Source organism: Streptomyces sp. NPDC101165 (assembly GCF_044768135.1).
Lineage (GTDB): Bacteria > Actinomycetota > Actinomycetes > Streptomycetales > Streptomycetaceae > Streptomyces.
In genome coordinates this window covers 211,229-226,031 of record NZ_JBIWPG010000011.1, presented here as the reverse complement: position 1 = coordinate 226,031, position 14,803 = coordinate 211,229, and the positions used below count along the sequence as shown (strand labels likewise).

General features: G+C 70.8%; 13 protein-coding genes. 6 read left to right on the top strand and 7 right to left on the bottom strand.

Annotated features, from left to right (window positions below; all coding sequences use genetic code 11):
* Positions 1–55: 55 nt before the first annotated feature.
* Positions 56–493 (bottom strand): MarR family winged helix-turn-helix transcriptional regulator, encoded by a 438-nt coding sequence (locus ACIRVH_RS24825; protein WP_403956766.1) that lies wholly within the window; start codon positions 491–493, stop codon positions 56–58.
* Positions 494–647: 154 nt separating this feature from the next.
* On the opposite strand from ACIRVH_RS24825, the gene ACIRVH_RS24820 reads away from it, so the two are divergent.
* Positions 648–842: a ribbon-helix-helix protein, CopG family gene (locus tag ACIRVH_RS24820; RefSeq protein WP_403956764.1), complete on the top strand. Its 195-nt coding sequence runs from the start codon at positions 648–650 to the stop codon at positions 840–842.
* On the opposite strand, the gene ACIRVH_RS24815 is transcribed toward ACIRVH_RS24820, so the two are convergent.
* Positions 843–2,294 (bottom strand): NCS2 family permease, encoded by a 1,452-nt coding sequence (locus tag ACIRVH_RS24815; protein WP_403956763.1) that lies wholly within the window; start codon positions 2,292–2,294, stop codon positions 843–845.
* A gap of 162 nt (positions 2,295–2,456) precedes the next feature.
* Between ACIRVH_RS24815 and ACIRVH_RS24810 the strand changes: the two genes are divergently transcribed.
* Together ACIRVH_RS24810 and ACIRVH_RS24805 are read left to right on the top strand one after the other, a co-directional pair.
* Positions 2,457–2,726 carry a DUF2530 domain-containing protein gene (locus tag ACIRVH_RS24810; RefSeq protein ID WP_403956762.1) on the top strand — a complete coding sequence of 90 codons (270 nt, stop codon included), beginning with the start codon at positions 2,457–2,459 and terminating at the stop codon, positions 2,724–2,726.
* Positions 2,727–2,832: 106 nt separating this feature from the next.
* The gene (locus ACIRVH_RS24805) at positions 2,833–5,229 is read left to right on the top strand and encodes an HAD-IC family P-type ATPase (protein WP_403956761.1); all 2,397 of its coding nucleotides are present in this window, start codon (positions 2,833–2,835) and stop codon (positions 5,227–5,229) included.
* Between the two features lie 124 nt (positions 5,230–5,353).
* Here ACIRVH_RS24805 and ACIRVH_RS24800 read toward each other — a convergent pair whose 3' ends face one another.
* Positions 5,354–5,518: a hypothetical protein gene (locus tag ACIRVH_RS24800; protein WP_403956760.1), complete on the bottom strand. Its 165-nt coding sequence runs from the start codon at positions 5,516–5,518 to the stop codon at positions 5,354–5,356.
* On the opposite strand from ACIRVH_RS24800, the gene ACIRVH_RS24795 reads away from it, so the two are divergent.
* Positions 5,490–5,723 carry a DUF6086 family protein gene (locus ACIRVH_RS24795; protein ID WP_403956759.1) on the top strand — a complete coding sequence of 78 codons (234 nt, stop codon included), beginning with the start codon at positions 5,490–5,492 and terminating at the stop codon, positions 5,721–5,723. The two genes, ACIRVH_RS24800 and ACIRVH_RS24795, sit on opposite strands and share 29 nt — an antisense overlap.
* Positions 5,724–5,796: 73 nt before the next feature.
* On the opposite strand, the gene ACIRVH_RS24790 is transcribed toward ACIRVH_RS24795, so the two are convergent.
* The 4 genes from ACIRVH_RS24790 to ACIRVH_RS24775 form a co-directional block, all read right to left on the bottom strand.
* On the bottom strand, positions 5,797–6,627 hold the full coding sequence (locus ACIRVH_RS24790; protein ID WP_403956757.1) for a hypothetical protein: 831 nt from the start codon (positions 6,625–6,627) through the stop codon (positions 5,797–5,799).
* Between the two features lie 194 nt (positions 6,628–6,821).
* Complete coding sequence (locus tag ACIRVH_RS24785) at positions 6,822–7,751, bottom strand: hypothetical protein (protein WP_403956755.1); 930 nt, start codon at positions 7,749–7,751, stop codon at positions 6,822–6,824.
* Between the two features lie 165 nt (positions 7,752–7,916).
* Positions 7,917–11,060 (bottom strand): sacsin N-terminal ATP-binding-like domain-containing protein, encoded by a 3,144-nt coding sequence (locus tag ACIRVH_RS24780; RefSeq protein ID WP_403956753.1) that lies wholly within the window; start codon positions 11,058–11,060, stop codon positions 7,917–7,919.
* Between the two features lie 95 nt (positions 11,061–11,155).
* Complete coding sequence (locus ACIRVH_RS24775; protein WP_403956751.1) at positions 11,156–12,082, bottom strand: DUF3027 domain-containing protein; 927 nt, start codon at positions 12,080–12,082, stop codon at positions 11,156–11,158.
* Positions 12,083–12,857: 775 nt separating this feature from the next.
* On the opposite strand from ACIRVH_RS24775, the gene ACIRVH_RS24770 reads away from it, so the two are divergent.
* Positions 12,858–14,264, top strand: a complete 1,407-nt coding sequence (locus ACIRVH_RS24770) for an MFS transporter (protein ID WP_403956749.1) — start codon at positions 12,858–12,860, stop codon at positions 14,262–14,264.
* A 62-nt stretch (positions 14,265–14,326) separates the two neighbouring features.
* A complete protein-coding gene (locus tag ACIRVH_RS24765) occupies positions 14,327–14,800 on the top strand; it encodes a DUF2771 domain-containing protein (RefSeq protein WP_403956747.1) in 474 nt (157 codons plus the stop codon).
* The last annotated feature ends 3 nt before the right edge of the window (positions 14,801–14,803 follow it).

Genomic DNA, 14,803 nt, shown 5'->3' with positions numbered 1-14,803 from the left:
GAACTCAAAAGGGTTCGCCTCCTTTGTGACTGCTCACTCGCTGAGCGATACGTCCTTACAGATGTGCGAGCTTCTCCAGCACGGGGGCGGCGGTGCGCAGTTTGGCCCACTCGTCCTCGTCGAGGCCCTCGACCAGGCCGGCCAGGAACGCGTTGCGTTTGCGGCGGCTCTCCTCGAGCATCGCCTCGGCCTGCTCGGTCTGGGTGACGACCTTCTGGCGCCGGTCCTCGGGGTGCGGCTCCAGCCGGACCAGGCCCTTGGCTTCGAGCAGCGCGACGATGCGGGTCATCGACGGCGGCTGGACATGCTCCTTGCGGGCCAGCTCGCCCGGCGTGGCCGAGCCGCAGCGGGCCAGGGTGCCGAGCACCGACATCTCGGTGGGGCTCAGCGACTCGTCGACCCGCTGGTGCTTGAGCCGACGGGACAGCCGCATCACGGCGGAACGGAGAGCGTTCACGGCGGCAGCGTCGTCGCCATGGGTAAGGTCCGGCATGTTCTTTAGCGTAACTCATTACTCTCGCTAAAGACCACCGCGACACGCCCAAATGCCCGTGACGCCCGCCACTGAACCATCCGATCACTCATATGAGTGAGCCAGTTCCGGAAAGTGACGCACCGGGCCGCCCGATGTGGCGACCCTCGTACCCATGGGGACCAGTGTGCTCAGCCTGCGCATAGACGGGGAGCTGCTCGAAAGGCTCCGGCATCACGCGGCCAGAAGAGGAATGAGCGTGCAGGACTATGTGATCCGCACGCTCATCCGGGACGACTTCGACGAGCGGTTCCAGGCCGCCGTCGAGGAGACGGAGAAGTTCTACGCGGGGTCACCCGACCCCGGGTGATCAGGTCAGGCCCAGGGCCGGCATCAGGTAGTAGAAGAGGAAGACGGCCGAGACGACGTACATCGGCACCGGGACGTCCTTCGGGCGGCCGGCCGCCAGGCGCAGCACCACGAAGCTGATGAAGCCCATGCCGATGCCGTTGGTGATCGAGTAGGTGAACGGCATCATCAGCATGGTCACGAAGGCCGGGATCGCGATCGTGTAGTCGGCCCAGTCGATCTCCTTGACGGAGTTCGACAGGATCAGGAAGCCCACCGCGATCAGCGCCGGCGTGGCGGCCTGGGACGGGACCATCGTGGCGATCGGGGTGAGGAACAGGGCCACCGCGAAGAGGCCGCCCGTGACGACGTTCGCGAGACCCGTGCGCGCACCCTCGCCGACACCCGCGGTGGACTCCACGAACGCGGTGGTCGCCGAGGAGGAGCTGGCACCGCCCGCCGCGACCGCCAGGCCGTCGACAAAGAGGACCTTGTTGATGCCCGGCATGTAGCCCTGGGCGTCGGTCAGCTTGGCCTCGTCGCTGACGCCCATGATCGTGCCCATGGCGTCGAAGAAGCAGGACAGCAGGACCGTGAAGACGAAGAGGACGCCGGTCAGCACGCCGACCTTGGAGAAGCCGCCGAACAGGCTGAACTGGCCGATCAGGCCGAAGTCGGGGGTGGACACCGGGTTGCCCGGCCACTTCGGGACCGTCAGACCCCAGGTCGTCACATGCGCGACCGAGTTGATGATCAGCGCGAGGACGGTCATGCCGACGATGGAGATCAGGATCGCGCCCGGCACCTTGCGCACGATGAGGGCGAAGGTGAGCAGCGCGCCCAGGATGAAGACGAGCACCGGCCAGCCGTTGAGGTGACCGTTGCTGCCGAGCTGGAGCGGCACGGTGGTCTGGGCGATGTCCGGGATACGGCTGACGAAACCGGCGTCGACCAGGCCGATCAGCATGATGAACAGGCCGATACCGATGGAGATCGCCTTGCGCAGGCCGAACGGCACGGCGTTCATCACGCGCTCGCGCAGACCCGTGGCGACCAGCAGCATGACCACGAAGCCGGCCAGCACGACCATGCCCATGGCGTCCGGCCAGGACATCCGGGGCGCCAGTTGGAGCGCGACGACCGAGTTCACACCGAGACCGGCGGCGAGCGCGATCGGGACGTTGCCGATGACCCCCATGAGGAGGGTGGAGAACGCCGCCGTCAGGGCCGTTGCCGTGACCAGCTGGCCGTTGTTCAGGTGGTGCCCGTACATGTCCTTCGCGCTGCCGAGAATGATCGGGTTCAGCACGATGATGTACGCCATCGCGAAGAAGGTGGCGAGACCGCCGCGAATCTCACGGGCGACGGAGCTGCCGCGCTCGGAGATGCGGAAGTAGCGGTCGAGGGCGCCGAAGGCGGGGGTGCCACCCGGCTGTTCGGGGGCGGGGACCTTGGCGGGTGCCGAGGTGGACATGCGGGACCTCATCACCTACGGGGTTCCCCCGAGCCCCGTTGGAGTTTCATACGAGCAGAAATGGACAAAGTCAAACGGTTTCAGTATGAACGTATGAGTCTCACATCGCCATCTCCGCGCGTAGACAGTTCAGTCTCGGCATCGCCTCGTAAGCTGTGCCCCATGGCTAAGTGGACCCCCAAGCACGAGGCGCCGGAGCCCCTGGAGGGCCCCGTGGTCGCCACCATCACCGGCGGCACGATCGTGTGGTTCGTCCTCTTCCTGGTCCAGCTCCCCTTCTACGGCTGGTTCGCCGACCACGACCACACCTGGTGGCTGTGGACCTGCCTGGCCGGCGGCGGGCTGGGCCTGATCGGCATCTGGTACGTCCGCAGGCGCGACGCGGCGATCAAGCGGGACGCGGCGCTGAAGGCGACGGCCGCGACGGAGTAGCCGGCGACCCGGCTCTACAACCTGCGCACGACTCGGGTCCTCCCCAGGTCGGAACTTCCCCCCACTCGGCAGGTGAAGGCGCAAAACCGCACGTACCGTCGAATGCATGACCCACATCGACGCGGGCGCCGAAGTCGAACCCGTGCACCCGGTGTCCCCGCCGGGCGCGCCCTCGGCCGGTCTGACCGGCGCCCAGGTCGCCGAGCGCGTCGCGCGCGGGCAGGTCAACGACGTTCCGGTGCGCAGCAGCCGCTCCCTGGGCGAGATCGTCCGGGCGAACGTCTTCACCCGGTTCAACGCGATCATCGGCGTGCTGTGGCTGATCATGCTGGTCGTCGCGCCGATCCAGGACAGCCTCTTCGGCTTCGTCATCCTCGCCAACACCGGGATCGGCATCGTCCAGGAGTGGCGGGCCAAGCAGACCCTGGACTCGCTCGCCGTGATCGGCGAGGCCCGGCCGACCGTGCGCCGCGACGGGACCGCCACCGAGGTGGCCACGAACGAGATCGTCCTGGACGACCTCATGGAGATAGGTCCGGGCGACAAGATCGTCGTGGACGGGGTGTGCGCGGAGGCCGACGGCCTGGAGATCGACGAGTCGCTGCTCACCGGTGAGGCCGACCCGGTCGTCAAACACCCCGGCGACCAGGTGATGTCCGGCAGTTTCGTGGTCGCGGGCGGCGGCGCCTTCACCGCGACCAAGGTGGGCCGGGAGGCTTACGCGGCCCAGCTCGCCGAGGAGGCCTCCCGCTTCACCCTCGTCCACTCCGAGCTGCGCTCCGGCATCTCCACGATCCTCAAGTACGTGACGTGGATGATGGTCCCGGCCGCGATCGGGCTCGTCGTCACCCAGCTGGTCGTCAAGAACAACGATCTGAAGGACGCGATCGCCCGCACGGTCGGCGGCATCGTCCCGATGGTCCCGGAGGGGCTGGTGCTGCTCACCTCCGTGGCCTTCGCCATCGGAGTCATCCGGCTCGGCCGGAAACAGTGCCTGGTGCAGGAGCTGCCCGCCATCGAGGGCCTCGCCCGCGTCGACACCGTCTGCCTGGACAAGACCGGCACCCTCACCGAGGGCGGCATGGACGTCACCGAGCTGAGGACCCTCGACGGCTACGACGAGACATACGTACGCAAAGTCCTCGGCGCCCTCGGCGAGTCCGACCCGCGCCCCAACGCCTCCCTCCAGGCGATCATCGACGCCTATCCGGACAGCGAGGAGTGGCGCTGCATCGAGTCGCTCCCGTTCTCCTCCGCCCGCAAGTACAGCGGAGCCGCCTTCAGTGAGGGCGACGGCGAGGCCAGCACCTGGCTGCTGGGCGCCCCGGACGTACTGCTCGCCCAGGACGACCCGGCCCTGGGCGAGACCGAGCGCCTCAACGAGCAGGGCCTACGGGTCCTGCTGCTCGCCCGCGCCACCCGCGACCTGGACGACCCCGAGCCGGCCCGCGGTGCCCGCCCCACCGCCCTCGTGGTGCTGGAGCAGCGGCTGCGGCCCGACGCCGCCGACACCCTGCGCTACTTCGCGGAACAGAATGTCCGCGCCAAGGTCATCTCCGGCGACAACGCGGTGTCGGTCGGGGCGGTCGCCGCCAAGCTCGGCCTGTCCGGGTCGACGGTGGACGCGCGCCGGATGCCGGCCGACCCGAAGGGCATGTCCCGGGCGCTGGACGAGGGCACCGTGTTCGGCCGGGTCACCCCGCAGCAGAAGCGGGACATGGTCGGCGCGCTCCAGTCGCACGGGCACGCGGTCGCGATGACCGGCGACGGCGTGAACGACGTGCTCGCGCTCAAGGACGCCGACATCGGCGTGTCGATGGGCTCGGGTTCGGAGGCGACCCGGGCGGTCGCGCAGATCGTCCTGCTGAACAACAGCTTCTCGACGCTGCCGTCGGTGGTGGCCGAGGGCCGCCGCGTCATCGGCAACATCACGCGGGTGGCGACCCTGTTCCTGGTCAAGACGGTCTACTCGGTGCTGCTCGCGGTGCTGGTGGTGTGCTGGCAGGTCGAGTACCCCTTCCTGCCCCGCCACCTGACCCTGCTCTCCACCCTCACCATCGGCATCCCGGCCTTCTTCCTGGCCCTGGCCCCCAACAAGGAACGGGCCCGCCCCCACTTCGTCCGCAGAGTCATGCGGTACTCGGTTCCCGGCGGGGTGGTGGCCGGAGCGGCGACCTTCGTGACGTACCTGCTCGCCCGCCACTACTACACCGGTCCGGGCTCCCTGGACGCCGAGACCAGCGCGGCGACCCTGACCCTGTTCCTGATCTCCATGTGGGTTCTGGCGATCATCGCCCGCCCCTACACCTGGTGGCGGGTCGCCCTGGTGGCGTCGATGGGCGTGGCGTTCGTGTTCGTCCTCGTCGTCCCGGCCCTGCAGAGCTTCTTCGCGCTGAAACTGGTGGGCATGGCGATGCCGTGGACGGCTGTCGCGGTGGCGGTGGTGGCGGCGGCCACCCTGGAGTTCCTGTGGAAGTGGGTCGACCGCCGCTTTCCCGTGTGACCGTCAGACCGTGGGCCACATGCTCTTGCCGGGGGCCAGTCCGCCCTTGCCGTTGCCGGCGAACCAGCTCAGCTGGCCGTTGACCTCCATGAAGGCGATGTCGTCCCGGCCGTCGCCGTTGAAGTCACCGGTCGCCCTTCTTCCAGGTCTTGTCCGGCCACATCGGCTTCTTCTGGTTGACCAGGTTGCCGTCGGCGTCCCTCTTGTAGGTGTAGAGGGAGCCGTCGGCCCACTGGAAGATCGGGGTGTCGTGGCCCGGGGTGGCGCCGTGCAGGACGGCGGCCGGCAACGGCTCCTTCCAGGTCTTCGTCCAGCGCCTGTACGAGCTGTACAGCGCGGGTTCCAACGAGGTACTGCGGGAACTCGGCCACGGCCTGCTCGTCACCTCGCTCGTCCTGCTGGACCGGGCGGGCGGACGGATCGCCGTACGGCCTCAGGACGCGGCGGCCCTCGATGAGGCGAAGGCGGCTCTCGCCCGGACCATGGCGTCGTAGGAGCCGAACGACCACCACGGGACCGGGGGCCGCCATGTCGGGCGGCCCCCGGTCTCATGCGTGTGGCGGAGGGTTACTTCACGTCGACGTAGTCGCCCGTGGCGCTGACCGCCGGGGTCGTCGAGGTGCCCGCGAAGCTGAAGCGCCAGTAGCCGTCGTAGTTCGCGGTGGTGGTGGTCTTCAGGTTGCCGGAGGAGTCCGTGTACACCGTCTTGACGGTGGTGTACGTGCTCGTGCCCGCCTTGCGGAACTGCAGCTTGACCGGCTGGCCGGTGTAGCCGTGGTACAGGTTGTCGTCCCAGTTGGCGCGGGACAGCTTGCCCGTCACCGTGAGGGTCTTGCCCTTGGCGATCGGCTCCGGGCCGGCGTCGGCCGTGAGCTTGGAGTAGCGCTGCACCAGGGTGCTGCCGAGACCCCCCTTGTCGTTGTAGCCGACCTTGCTCAGGTCGGGGTTGCTCTGGTCCTGCCCGTTGAAGGCGACCGCCTCGGCGGCCACGCCCCAGGTGCCGGCGTCCGCGCTCTTCGGGTCGGGGTCGGTCGGGTAGATGTCGACCGTTCCGGTGCAGGTGGCGGTGGTCGACGAGGTGGGGGTGCAGGTCGCCGGGTTGTCGCCGTACAGCTCGCTGGTCTCGGTGTCGTAGGAGCCCTTGTAGAGGAAGGCGTCCGTGTAGAAGTCACTCTTGGTGATGTCCACGTCCGCGCCGTGCGTCAGCGTGTACGAGTACGTCGTGCTGACCTTGTTGGTGGTACCGACCTTGATCGCCTTGGCGATCGTGACGTTCGAGAAGCTCACGTTCAGCGTGTACGGCGTCCCGCTGGTCGGAGCGGCCTGCGCGGCCGGCACGGCGAGAGCGGAGAGGGCCAGGGCGCCGGAGACGGCGGCCACGGTGGCACGAATGCGCATGTGCGTTCCCCTGGGGGAGAAGTGATCGTGGAGTCGGTTGACTCGAGCGATCAGATCCGTGAGGGGTGCAACTGGTTGTACGGCAAGAGCGCTTCCCGGCCAGATTTTGGCCGTGCATTGCCAGGCCGTGACACAAGTGAGAGGAAACGTTCCGGCCCCGGAGGCACATGGCTCCGGGGCCGGAACGGCAGCGCTTACTGCACGTCGACGAAGTCACCCGTGGCGTTGACCGCCGGGGTGGTCGAGGTGCCCGCGAAGGAGTAGCGGTAGTAGCCGTCGACCGACGCGGTGGTCGTCGTCTTCAGGTTGCCGTACGAGTCCGACTTGATGGTCTTCAGCGTGGTGTAGGTGCTGGTGCCCTTCTTGCGGAACTGGAGCTTCACGTACTGGTTCGTGTAGCCGTGGTACGCGTGGTCCTCCCAGTTGGCCCGGGACAGCTTGCCGTAGACCGTGATGGTCTTGCCCTTCTTCACCGGCTCCGGGGTCGCGTTGACCGTCAGCTTGGAGTAGCGCTGGACCAGCGTGGTGCCAAGGGAGCCCTGGTCGGCGTAACCGACCTTGGAGATGTCGAAGTCGGCGCTGCTCGGGTCCTGGCCGTTGAGCGCCATGGCCAGAGCCGCACCGTGCCAGGTGCCGGCGTCGGAGTTGAACAGTTCGTCGTCACCCGGGTAGATGTCGATGAGGCCCTTGCAGGTCTCGGTGGTCGACGAAGTGGGGGCGCAGGTGGCCGGCTCGTTGCCGAACAGCATGTTGTCCGGCGCGTCGAAGGAGCCCTTGTAGATGTAGGGCCCGGTGAGGAAGTCATCGGCGGTGACGTCGACGTCGGCGCCGTGGGTCAGCGTGTAGGTGACCGCGGTGGAGACATGGTTGGTCGTACCGACCTTGACGGCCTTGGCGATCTTGAAGTCGGAGAAGGTGACGTCCATCGCGTACGGGGCGCCGTCGGCCGCGGTGGAGGCGCTGAACGCGGTCTTGCCCGACGTGGCGGCGTGCGCCGCCCGAAGAACCTTCGCGGTCTCCGCACGATAGGACGAACCGGCGTCGGCGGCCTGCGCGGCAGGCATGGCGAAGGCGGAGAGAGCCATGGCGCCGGAGACGGCGGCCACGGTTGCACGAATGCGCATGCGATCCCCTATGGAGAGTCGGGTCCAGCGGCGGTCGCACCGCACGGGTGCAACCGGCGCCGGACCCAAATGATCTTGGGAGCCTGCTGGCTCGCCTGATCAGATCCGCTACGCGCGGGAATGGTTGTACAGAATTTAATTATTTCGTGAGAGGTCGCGGGTGGTTCAGTCGAACCACCGGTCCCGCGCCAGCTCCGCCGTCCGCGACGGGTCCTCCAGCAGGGCCGCCACCTCGAAGCGGCGCGGCCACTGGCCCGCCGCCCAGGCGAGGCCCGCGGCGACGCCCTCCAGGGTGGCCGCGTGCAGGACGCCGTCGCCGGTCACCCGCCAGTCGATCTCCACGCCGTCCACGACCAGTTCCTCGTGCTCGACGTAGGTGCCGGGCGTGCGCGGCCCGAGCAGCACCCGCACCGGGTCCGGTACGTCGTGCTCGGAGCCCTCGGAGGTCACCTCGCCGGTGACGGACTCGCTCAGCCGCCGCACCTGGAACAGTTCGGCCAGCTCGGCGGCCCGGGACGGGCGCACCGGCAGCAGCGGGACGCCGGAGGTGAAGGGCAGCAGGTCGGGCGAGTCGACCACGACCGCGTCGGCCGCGTCCACCACCGTCACCCGCCCGTCGGCCACGGCCCGCAGCTCGTCCGGCAGGGTCACCTGCTCCGGGTCCAGCTCGGCCAACGCGCCGTACAGGGCGTGCAGTTGGGCCGCGCTGACCGGCCGCTCCGGGTCGGCGAGGCGGTCCAGCAGTTCGACGGCGCCGCCGGGCTCGTCCAGCAGGGCGGCCACGGAGGTCCGCACGCCCAGTGCGCGCAGCACCTGTTCGTCGTCGAAACCGGTCGCGTCGGCCTCGTCGTACAGCCCGCGCAGCAGCGGGTCGCCGCCGGCCGCGAGCAGACCGGCGGGCCGGCGCCCGTCGAGGACGGGGTGCCCGCGCAGCCACCACGCCGCGTACGGGCGCACGACCTCGTGGGTGCCGTCGGGCAGCAGGATCCGCACCGGCTGGGTGAGGGCGTCGCGCAGCGGCGGCCGGGCGAGCAGGGCGAGGGCCTCGGGCCAGTGGTCGTCGTCGACCAGGTCGAGGTCCCGTACGGCGACGAGTTCGGTGGCGACCGGGGGCACCGGGCTGTCGGGGAAGCGGTCGAGGATGTCCTCGCACCACACGTCGACGGCGTCCAGCAGGCCGGCGTCGTCCGGCTCGGCGAAGTCGCCCTCCCGGGGTTCCAGTTCGTCCGGGTCGAGGACCACGTCCGTGGCGCGCACCAGCGCGAAGTCCGCGAGGACACCGCAGGCGGTGAGGGGCTGTTCGCCCCATTTCTCCGCCAACTCGGTGTCCACCGCGGCCAGTTCGCCCTCGCGGATCACGCGGGCGAAGGGGCTGCCGGGGAAGACGAGTTCGCCCGCCGGGGCGAGTTCGCCGTCCTCGTCGGGCAGCGCGAGGGCACCCAGCCAGGGCTCGTCACCGGGCTCGAGACCCGCGTCGCGCACCAGGGCGAGGACGGTGTCGGCCAGCTCCTCCGCGTCGGGAGCGTCCTCCTCCCACAGCGCCCCGCCCTCGTCGTCCAGGGAGTTCGCCACGGCGGCCCGCACCTGCGGGGTGGTCAGCACCGCGCGCGGGGACGCGGGCAGCGCGCCCAGCTTCTCCAGCAGCGGGTGCGCGGCGTCCTCGTGGGCGACCTTGAGCCCCAGTCGGCCGAGGATGTCCGGGTCGAGGTGCGCGGCGTCCGGGGCGGGGAGCAGGACCTGCCGGGGACCGATGGTCGTACGGCCGTCCGCGAGGGGCACCGGAAGTCCCGAGAGCCGGTCGGGGTCGACCCCGGCGAGGCTGTCGTAGAGCCGCCACCACCAGTCGGGGTCCTTCTCCAGGCCGGCGAGGCGGTCGACGGCGTCGGCGAGCGGGATCCGGGCGACCCCGAGGGTGCGCAGCTCCACGCGCCGTTCGAGGCCCGCGGGAAGGAGCGTCGGCAGCACCTCCGCGAGGACCCGTACGGTGTCCGCCCCGGCGCCCTCCACCACCTCGGCGTCCCGCGGCCGCAGCGCCTCCGGAAGCTCGTCGTCACTCCTGGAGTCGACGGCCGGAGGCAGGAACGCGGTGCGCGGCAGCCGCTCCAGGACCGCCTGCCGCAGCGCGCCGTCCAGCTCGCCCTTGCCCAGCGGCCCCGGTACGAGGTCGATCACGCCGTCCGTCACCGGCCGCCACTCGGCGAGCAGTTCGGCGTAGGAGTCCGCCGCCCGCTGCACCAGGAAGTCGGTCAGCGGACCGGGGGCCGCGTGCCGGCGTGTGGTGTCCAGCGGGAAGGAGGCGATGAGCAGGGCGGGGACGCCGAGGGGCTCGTCGCTGGGGGTGGGGGCGTGCACGACCGGGCTGGTGCGCGGCCGGACCGGGCGGCCGTCGGCGTCCGTCGGCACGGCCCAGGTCAGCGACCAGTGCGGGCGCAGGCGCTCCTCGACCGGGCGGTCGGCGAGCAGGTCCGGGGTGAGCGGCCCGTGCGCGGAGACGGTACGCCAGCTGGTGGTCCCCTCCCGCGAGTCCTCCACGACGGTGACGGCGCCCTCGGTACGGCGGCGCAGGGTGCGCGGGGCGGCCCCGTCGATCTCCACCACCACTTCCTCCAGCCCGGGCAGGGCGAGGAGCAGGGCGTCGTCGACGGCGTCGAGGAGGCGTTCGGCGAGGTCGGCGGCGGCGGTGTCCCGCAGGGGCAGGATGACGGCGGTGTCGTACGGCTCCGGGGCGGAGCCCTCGGCGGCGAACGGGAGGCGGAGGAGCGGGACATGTCCGTCACGGCGGCGGATCTCGTCACCGAGGCCGGGGCTGTGCCGGGCCGTGTCGGCCGCCAGCTCGCGCGCCTCGGCCAGGGCCCAGCGGACGCCCCCGTGGCGGCCGACGATCGCGGGCTCGTCGGTGACGGAGAGTACGGCGGCGAAGCCGACACCGAACCGGCCGACGGCGCCGTGGGTGTCCTGCGCGTCGCGCTTGGCGGAGGCCCGCAGGGTGGACAGCGACTCGACACCGGTCGCGTCCAGGGGGGCGCCGGTGTTCGCCGCGACCAGGACGCCGTCACGGAGGGTGAGACGCAGCCGGCCCGGTGTCCGCGCACGGGCGGCGGCGTCGGCGGCGTTCTGGGCCAGCTCCACCACGAGCCGGTCCCGGTAGCCGCCGAGGACCAGGTCCTCCTCGGCGTTGGCGTCCTCACGGAACCGGGCGGGGCTGGTGGCCCAGGCGTCGAGCACACCGCGGCGCAGACGGGCGGTGCCGAAGGGGTCGGCGCCCTCGGCCGCCGGCCGCACGAACTTGCTCACGTTCACTCTCCTCATCGACGTGAGGACGAAGGTACAGCGAGTGCGGCAGGGAGACCGAAGGCACAGGTCAGGCCCGGAGGCGAACGAAAGGGGCGCCTGGACCGCCCGGGCTACGAGTGGCCGAGTTCCGCCGTCTCCGCGTCGCCGGCCTCCGGGACCGAGCCCGAGTCGCGGGCCGGGCGGAGCGGGAAGACGTCGACCTTCATCTCGTCGATCACCGGAGCAGGGGGCTGGGGCGGCTTCGGCATGACCGCCGCCTCCGAGTGGCCGCCGCAGCCGTACGCCAGCGAGACCACCCGGCCGTCGGCCGGGGAGAACTCGTTCGCGCAGACGCCGAAGGCCTGGCCCAGGGAGCCGCCGATCGGGCTGAGGAAGCCACAGGTCAGACAGGTCGCCGGGGCCGCCTGGGCCATCGGCGTCTTGGGGCCGAAGCCCTCCTCCCAGCGGTCGGCCGCGGTGTGCAGGCCGTAGCGGGACAGGACGCGGGCGCGGCGCAGGCCCAGCTCCTGGGCCACCGAGGCGATCGAACCACGTGCGGGGACCGTTGCCTGGGTGGCGGGCGTACCGGGCGTCACGTCGGCGTCCTCGGCGTCCGCCAGTTCGACCATCTCGTCCGACACCAGGGAGTTCGGCGGGGGCTGCTCCTCGCCCGTGTAGCCGGGCTCCAGGCGGAGGTCCTCCTGGTCGGTCGGGAGCAGGTCGCCGGGGCCGAGGTCGCCGGGGCGCAGGCGCTCGCTCCAGGGGACCCACTCGGGGGCGAGCAGGGCGTCGGGGCCGGGGAGGAGGACCACCTCGTCCAGGGTCACGATCTTCGCGCGGGAGGCACGGGCCACCGTCGCCGCCCAGCGCCAGCCGCGGTAGCCCAGTTCCTTGCACTCGAAGAAGTGCGTGACGACTCGGTCACCCTCCGACACCAGGCCGACGTGCTCACCGACAACTCCGGGCGCGGCTGCCTCCTCGGCGGCGGCACGGGCGAGGTCCACGGCCTCGGCGCACAGACGGTCGGGGGTGCGGCTTCGCGTTGTCGCTGCGCTCACAGGTATCGCTTCTCTCCTACGCCGTCTGCAATGAGTGCGGCTGCCTCCGGCGGTCAGGCGGGACGGAGCGGACCAGGGGACCGCATCGACGTCTGCATCCGACGCGCGCTCGGGCGCACCTCTGCCATCCATTCTGCGTTATGGCTGAGATACGCACGCTACCCCGTTGTCGGTGGTCGGGGACAGTCCGCCGCTTCGCGGCGATGTTTCCCACCCACCCACCCGTCTCGGTCGGCTACGAAGTCACCCCCCACGTTCCGCCTCGGTCGACTGCGACACGCCCCCCGGCGTTACGCCTCGACCGCCCCGCGAAGTCACCCCTGCATCCCCCCTCGATCCGCCACGAAACCCCCCGGCATCCCGCCTCCGCCCGCCACAAAGTCGCGCCGCCATCACGCCTCCGCCCGCCACAAAGTCGCGCCGCCATCACGCCTCCGCCCGCCACAAAGTCGCGCCGCCATCACGCCTCCGCCCGCCACAAAGTCGCCCGGGCATCCCCCTCGGCCCGCCACAAAGTCGCCCGGGCATCCCCCTCGGCCCGCCGCAAAGTCGCCCGGGCACCCTCTCGGCCCGCCACAAAACCGCCCCGGCATCCTGCCTCCGCCCGCCGCAAAGTGACCCCGCATCCCCCCTCGGCCCGCCATGAAGTGACCCCGGCATCTCCCTCCGCCCCCACGAAGTGACCCCGGCGTCCCCCTCCGCCCGCCACGAAACCGCCGCTGCGCCCGACTCGCTTGGGTTCAAACCGCACTATCGGGCGGCGTCTCGGGGCACTATGAAGCACGTGGCAGCCGGGGACAGGGGGAGCGTTCGAGGTGGCGGTTCGGGCCGGGTCGGCGGTGCCGTCCGCGCGGTGGGGCGTGCCCTGCACTTCCCGGTGACCGGTACCGCGCGCGGGATCCGGAGGGCCACGCACGCCCATGGTGCGGGCGAGTCGGGGCTGGGCAAGCTGATCGAGCTGCACGCGGTGAACGGCGCCGGTGACGTCATGATCACCATCGCGCTGGCCTCGACCGTGTTCTTCTCCGTGCCGACCGACGAGGCGCGCGGACGCGTCGCGCTCTATCTCGCCATCACCATGGCCCCCTTCACCGTCCTCGCCCCCGTCATCGGGCCGCTCCTCGACCGGCTGCCGCACGGGCGGCGGGCCGCGATGGCCGCGGCGATGCTGGCCCGGGCGCTGCTCGCGCTGATCATCTCGGGGGCCGTGGCCAGCGGGAGTCTGGAGCTGTATCCCGCCGCGCTGGGGGTGCTCGTGGCCTCCAAGGCGTACGGGGTGGTCCGCAGCGCCGTCGTACCGCGGCTGCTGCCGCCCGCCTTCTCGCTCGTGAAGGCCAACTCCCGGGTCACCCTCGCCGGCCTCCTGGCCACCGGCGTGGCCGCGCCGATCGGGGCGGGGCTGCATGCCATCGGGAATGCCTGGCCGCTGTACGGCGCCTTCGTGATCTTCGTTGCAGGGACGTTCCTGTCGTTCTCCCTGCCGCGCAAGGTGGACTCCGCCAAGGGCGAGGACGTGGCCCTGCTCGCCGCCGACGAGGAGCATCTGCACGGGCCGCACCGCAAGCAGACGATCAAGCGACGGCCGGGGCTGCGGACGGTCGGGCCCGCCGTCACCCATGCCCTCGGCGCCAACGCCTGTCTGCGCTGCCTGTCCGGCTTCCTGATCTTCTTCCTCGCGTTCCTGCTGCGCGAGCAGCCGCTGACCGGCGAGAGCGCGGCGGTCTCGCTGGGGATCGTGGGTGTCGCGGCGGGGGCGGGGAACGCGCTGGGTACGGCTGTGGGGGCCTGGCTGAGGTCCAGGGCCCCCGAGGTCATCATCGTGACCGTCGTCGCCGTGGTGCTGGGTACGGCGATCGTGGCCGCCCTGTTCTTCGGGGCCTTCCTGGTGGCCTGTCTGGCCGCCGTCGCCGGGTTCGCGCAGGCGCTGGCCAAGCTGTCCCTGGACGCGCTGATCCAGCGGGACGTGCCCGAACTGGTGCGCACGTCGGCGTTCGCGCGGTCGGAGACGCTGCTCCAGGTGGCCTGGGTCTTCGGCGGCGCCGTCGGCATCGTGATGCCCCTCAACGGTTCCCTCGGCCTCATGGTCGCCGCCGCCATCGTGGCCGTCGGATGGCTGACCACGCTGCGCGGACTGCTCTCCTCGGCACGCCACGGCAGCCGCTCGCGGGCGCGAGTGGCGTAACGAACCGGGCACGCCGCACCCCACATGGGCGGCGGACTCCGGGTGCCCGATAGCCTTCGGCCATGACCACGCTGCAATCCGTTGTGCGACGCCGCCGCGCCGTCGCCGCCGCCGTCGCCGTTTCCGCCGGACTGCTCGTCCTGTCCGCCTGCGAGAAGCCGACTCCCGTCGCGACGGTCACCGTAGGCCGGAACTCGGTCAACTCCGAGGCCCTCTGCTACAACGACGGCAATCCCCTGGACGCCAAGTCGCTGGCTAAGTGCGCCAAGAAGGCCGGCGACATCGAGTCGATCAAGGTGGACCCGGACCAGACGATCCGCTTCGGCGTCGACCCGAAGATCGCGGACGCCGGCTGGATCCTCCTGGTGAACGGCCGCCAGTTCACCGACGTGAGCAAGAAGACCTACACCACCATCCCCGGCAGCGCGTTCTTCAACGCCCAGTACGGGACCCAGGGCACCAGCAACACCGTCTCCATCCAGATGGGCCAGCAGCCGGCCAAGGGCCTGTGGTCCTTCAAGCTGAAGAAGGCCTGACCA

What these genes read in the sequence shown, in the direction of transcription:
- ACIRVH_RS24825 (WP_403956766.1), bottom strand. Translation starts at nt 493, where the DNA reads ATGCCGGACCTTACCCATGGCGACGACGCTGCCGCCGTGAACGCTCTC.
- ACIRVH_RS24820 (WP_403956764.1), top strand. Translation starts at nt 648, where the DNA reads ATGGGGACCAGTGTGCTCAGCCTGCGCATAGACGGGGAGCTGCTCGAA.
- ACIRVH_RS24815 (WP_403956763.1), bottom strand. Translation starts at nt 2,294, where the DNA reads ATGTCCACCTCGGCACCCGCCAAGGTCCCCGCCCCCGAACAGCCGGGT.
- ACIRVH_RS24810 (WP_403956762.1), top strand. Translation starts at nt 2,457, where the DNA reads ATGGCTAAGTGGACCCCCAAGCACGAGGCGCCGGAGCCCCTGGAGGGC.
- ACIRVH_RS24805 (WP_403956761.1), top strand. Translation starts at nt 2,833, where the DNA reads ATGACCCACATCGACGCGGGCGCCGAAGTCGAACCCGTGCACCCGGTG.
- ACIRVH_RS24790 (WP_403956757.1), bottom strand. Translation starts at nt 6,627, where the DNA reads ATGCGCATTCGTGCCACCGTGGCCGCCGTCTCCGGCGCCCTGGCCCTC.
- ACIRVH_RS24785 (WP_403956755.1), bottom strand. Translation starts at nt 7,751, where the DNA reads ATGCGCATTCGTGCAACCGTGGCCGCCGTCTCCGGCGCCATGGCTCTC.
- ACIRVH_RS24780 (WP_403956753.1), bottom strand. Translation starts at nt 11,060, where the DNA reads ATGAGGAGAGTGAACGTGAGCAAGTTCGTGCGGCCGGCGGCCGAGGGC.
- ACIRVH_RS24770 (WP_403956749.1), top strand. Translation starts at nt 12,858, where the DNA reads ATGAAGCACGTGGCAGCCGGGGACAGGGGGAGCGTTCGAGGTGGCGGT.
- ACIRVH_RS24765 (WP_403956747.1), top strand. Translation starts at nt 14,327, where the DNA reads ATGACCACGCTGCAATCCGTTGTGCGACGCCGCCGCGCCGTCGCCGCC.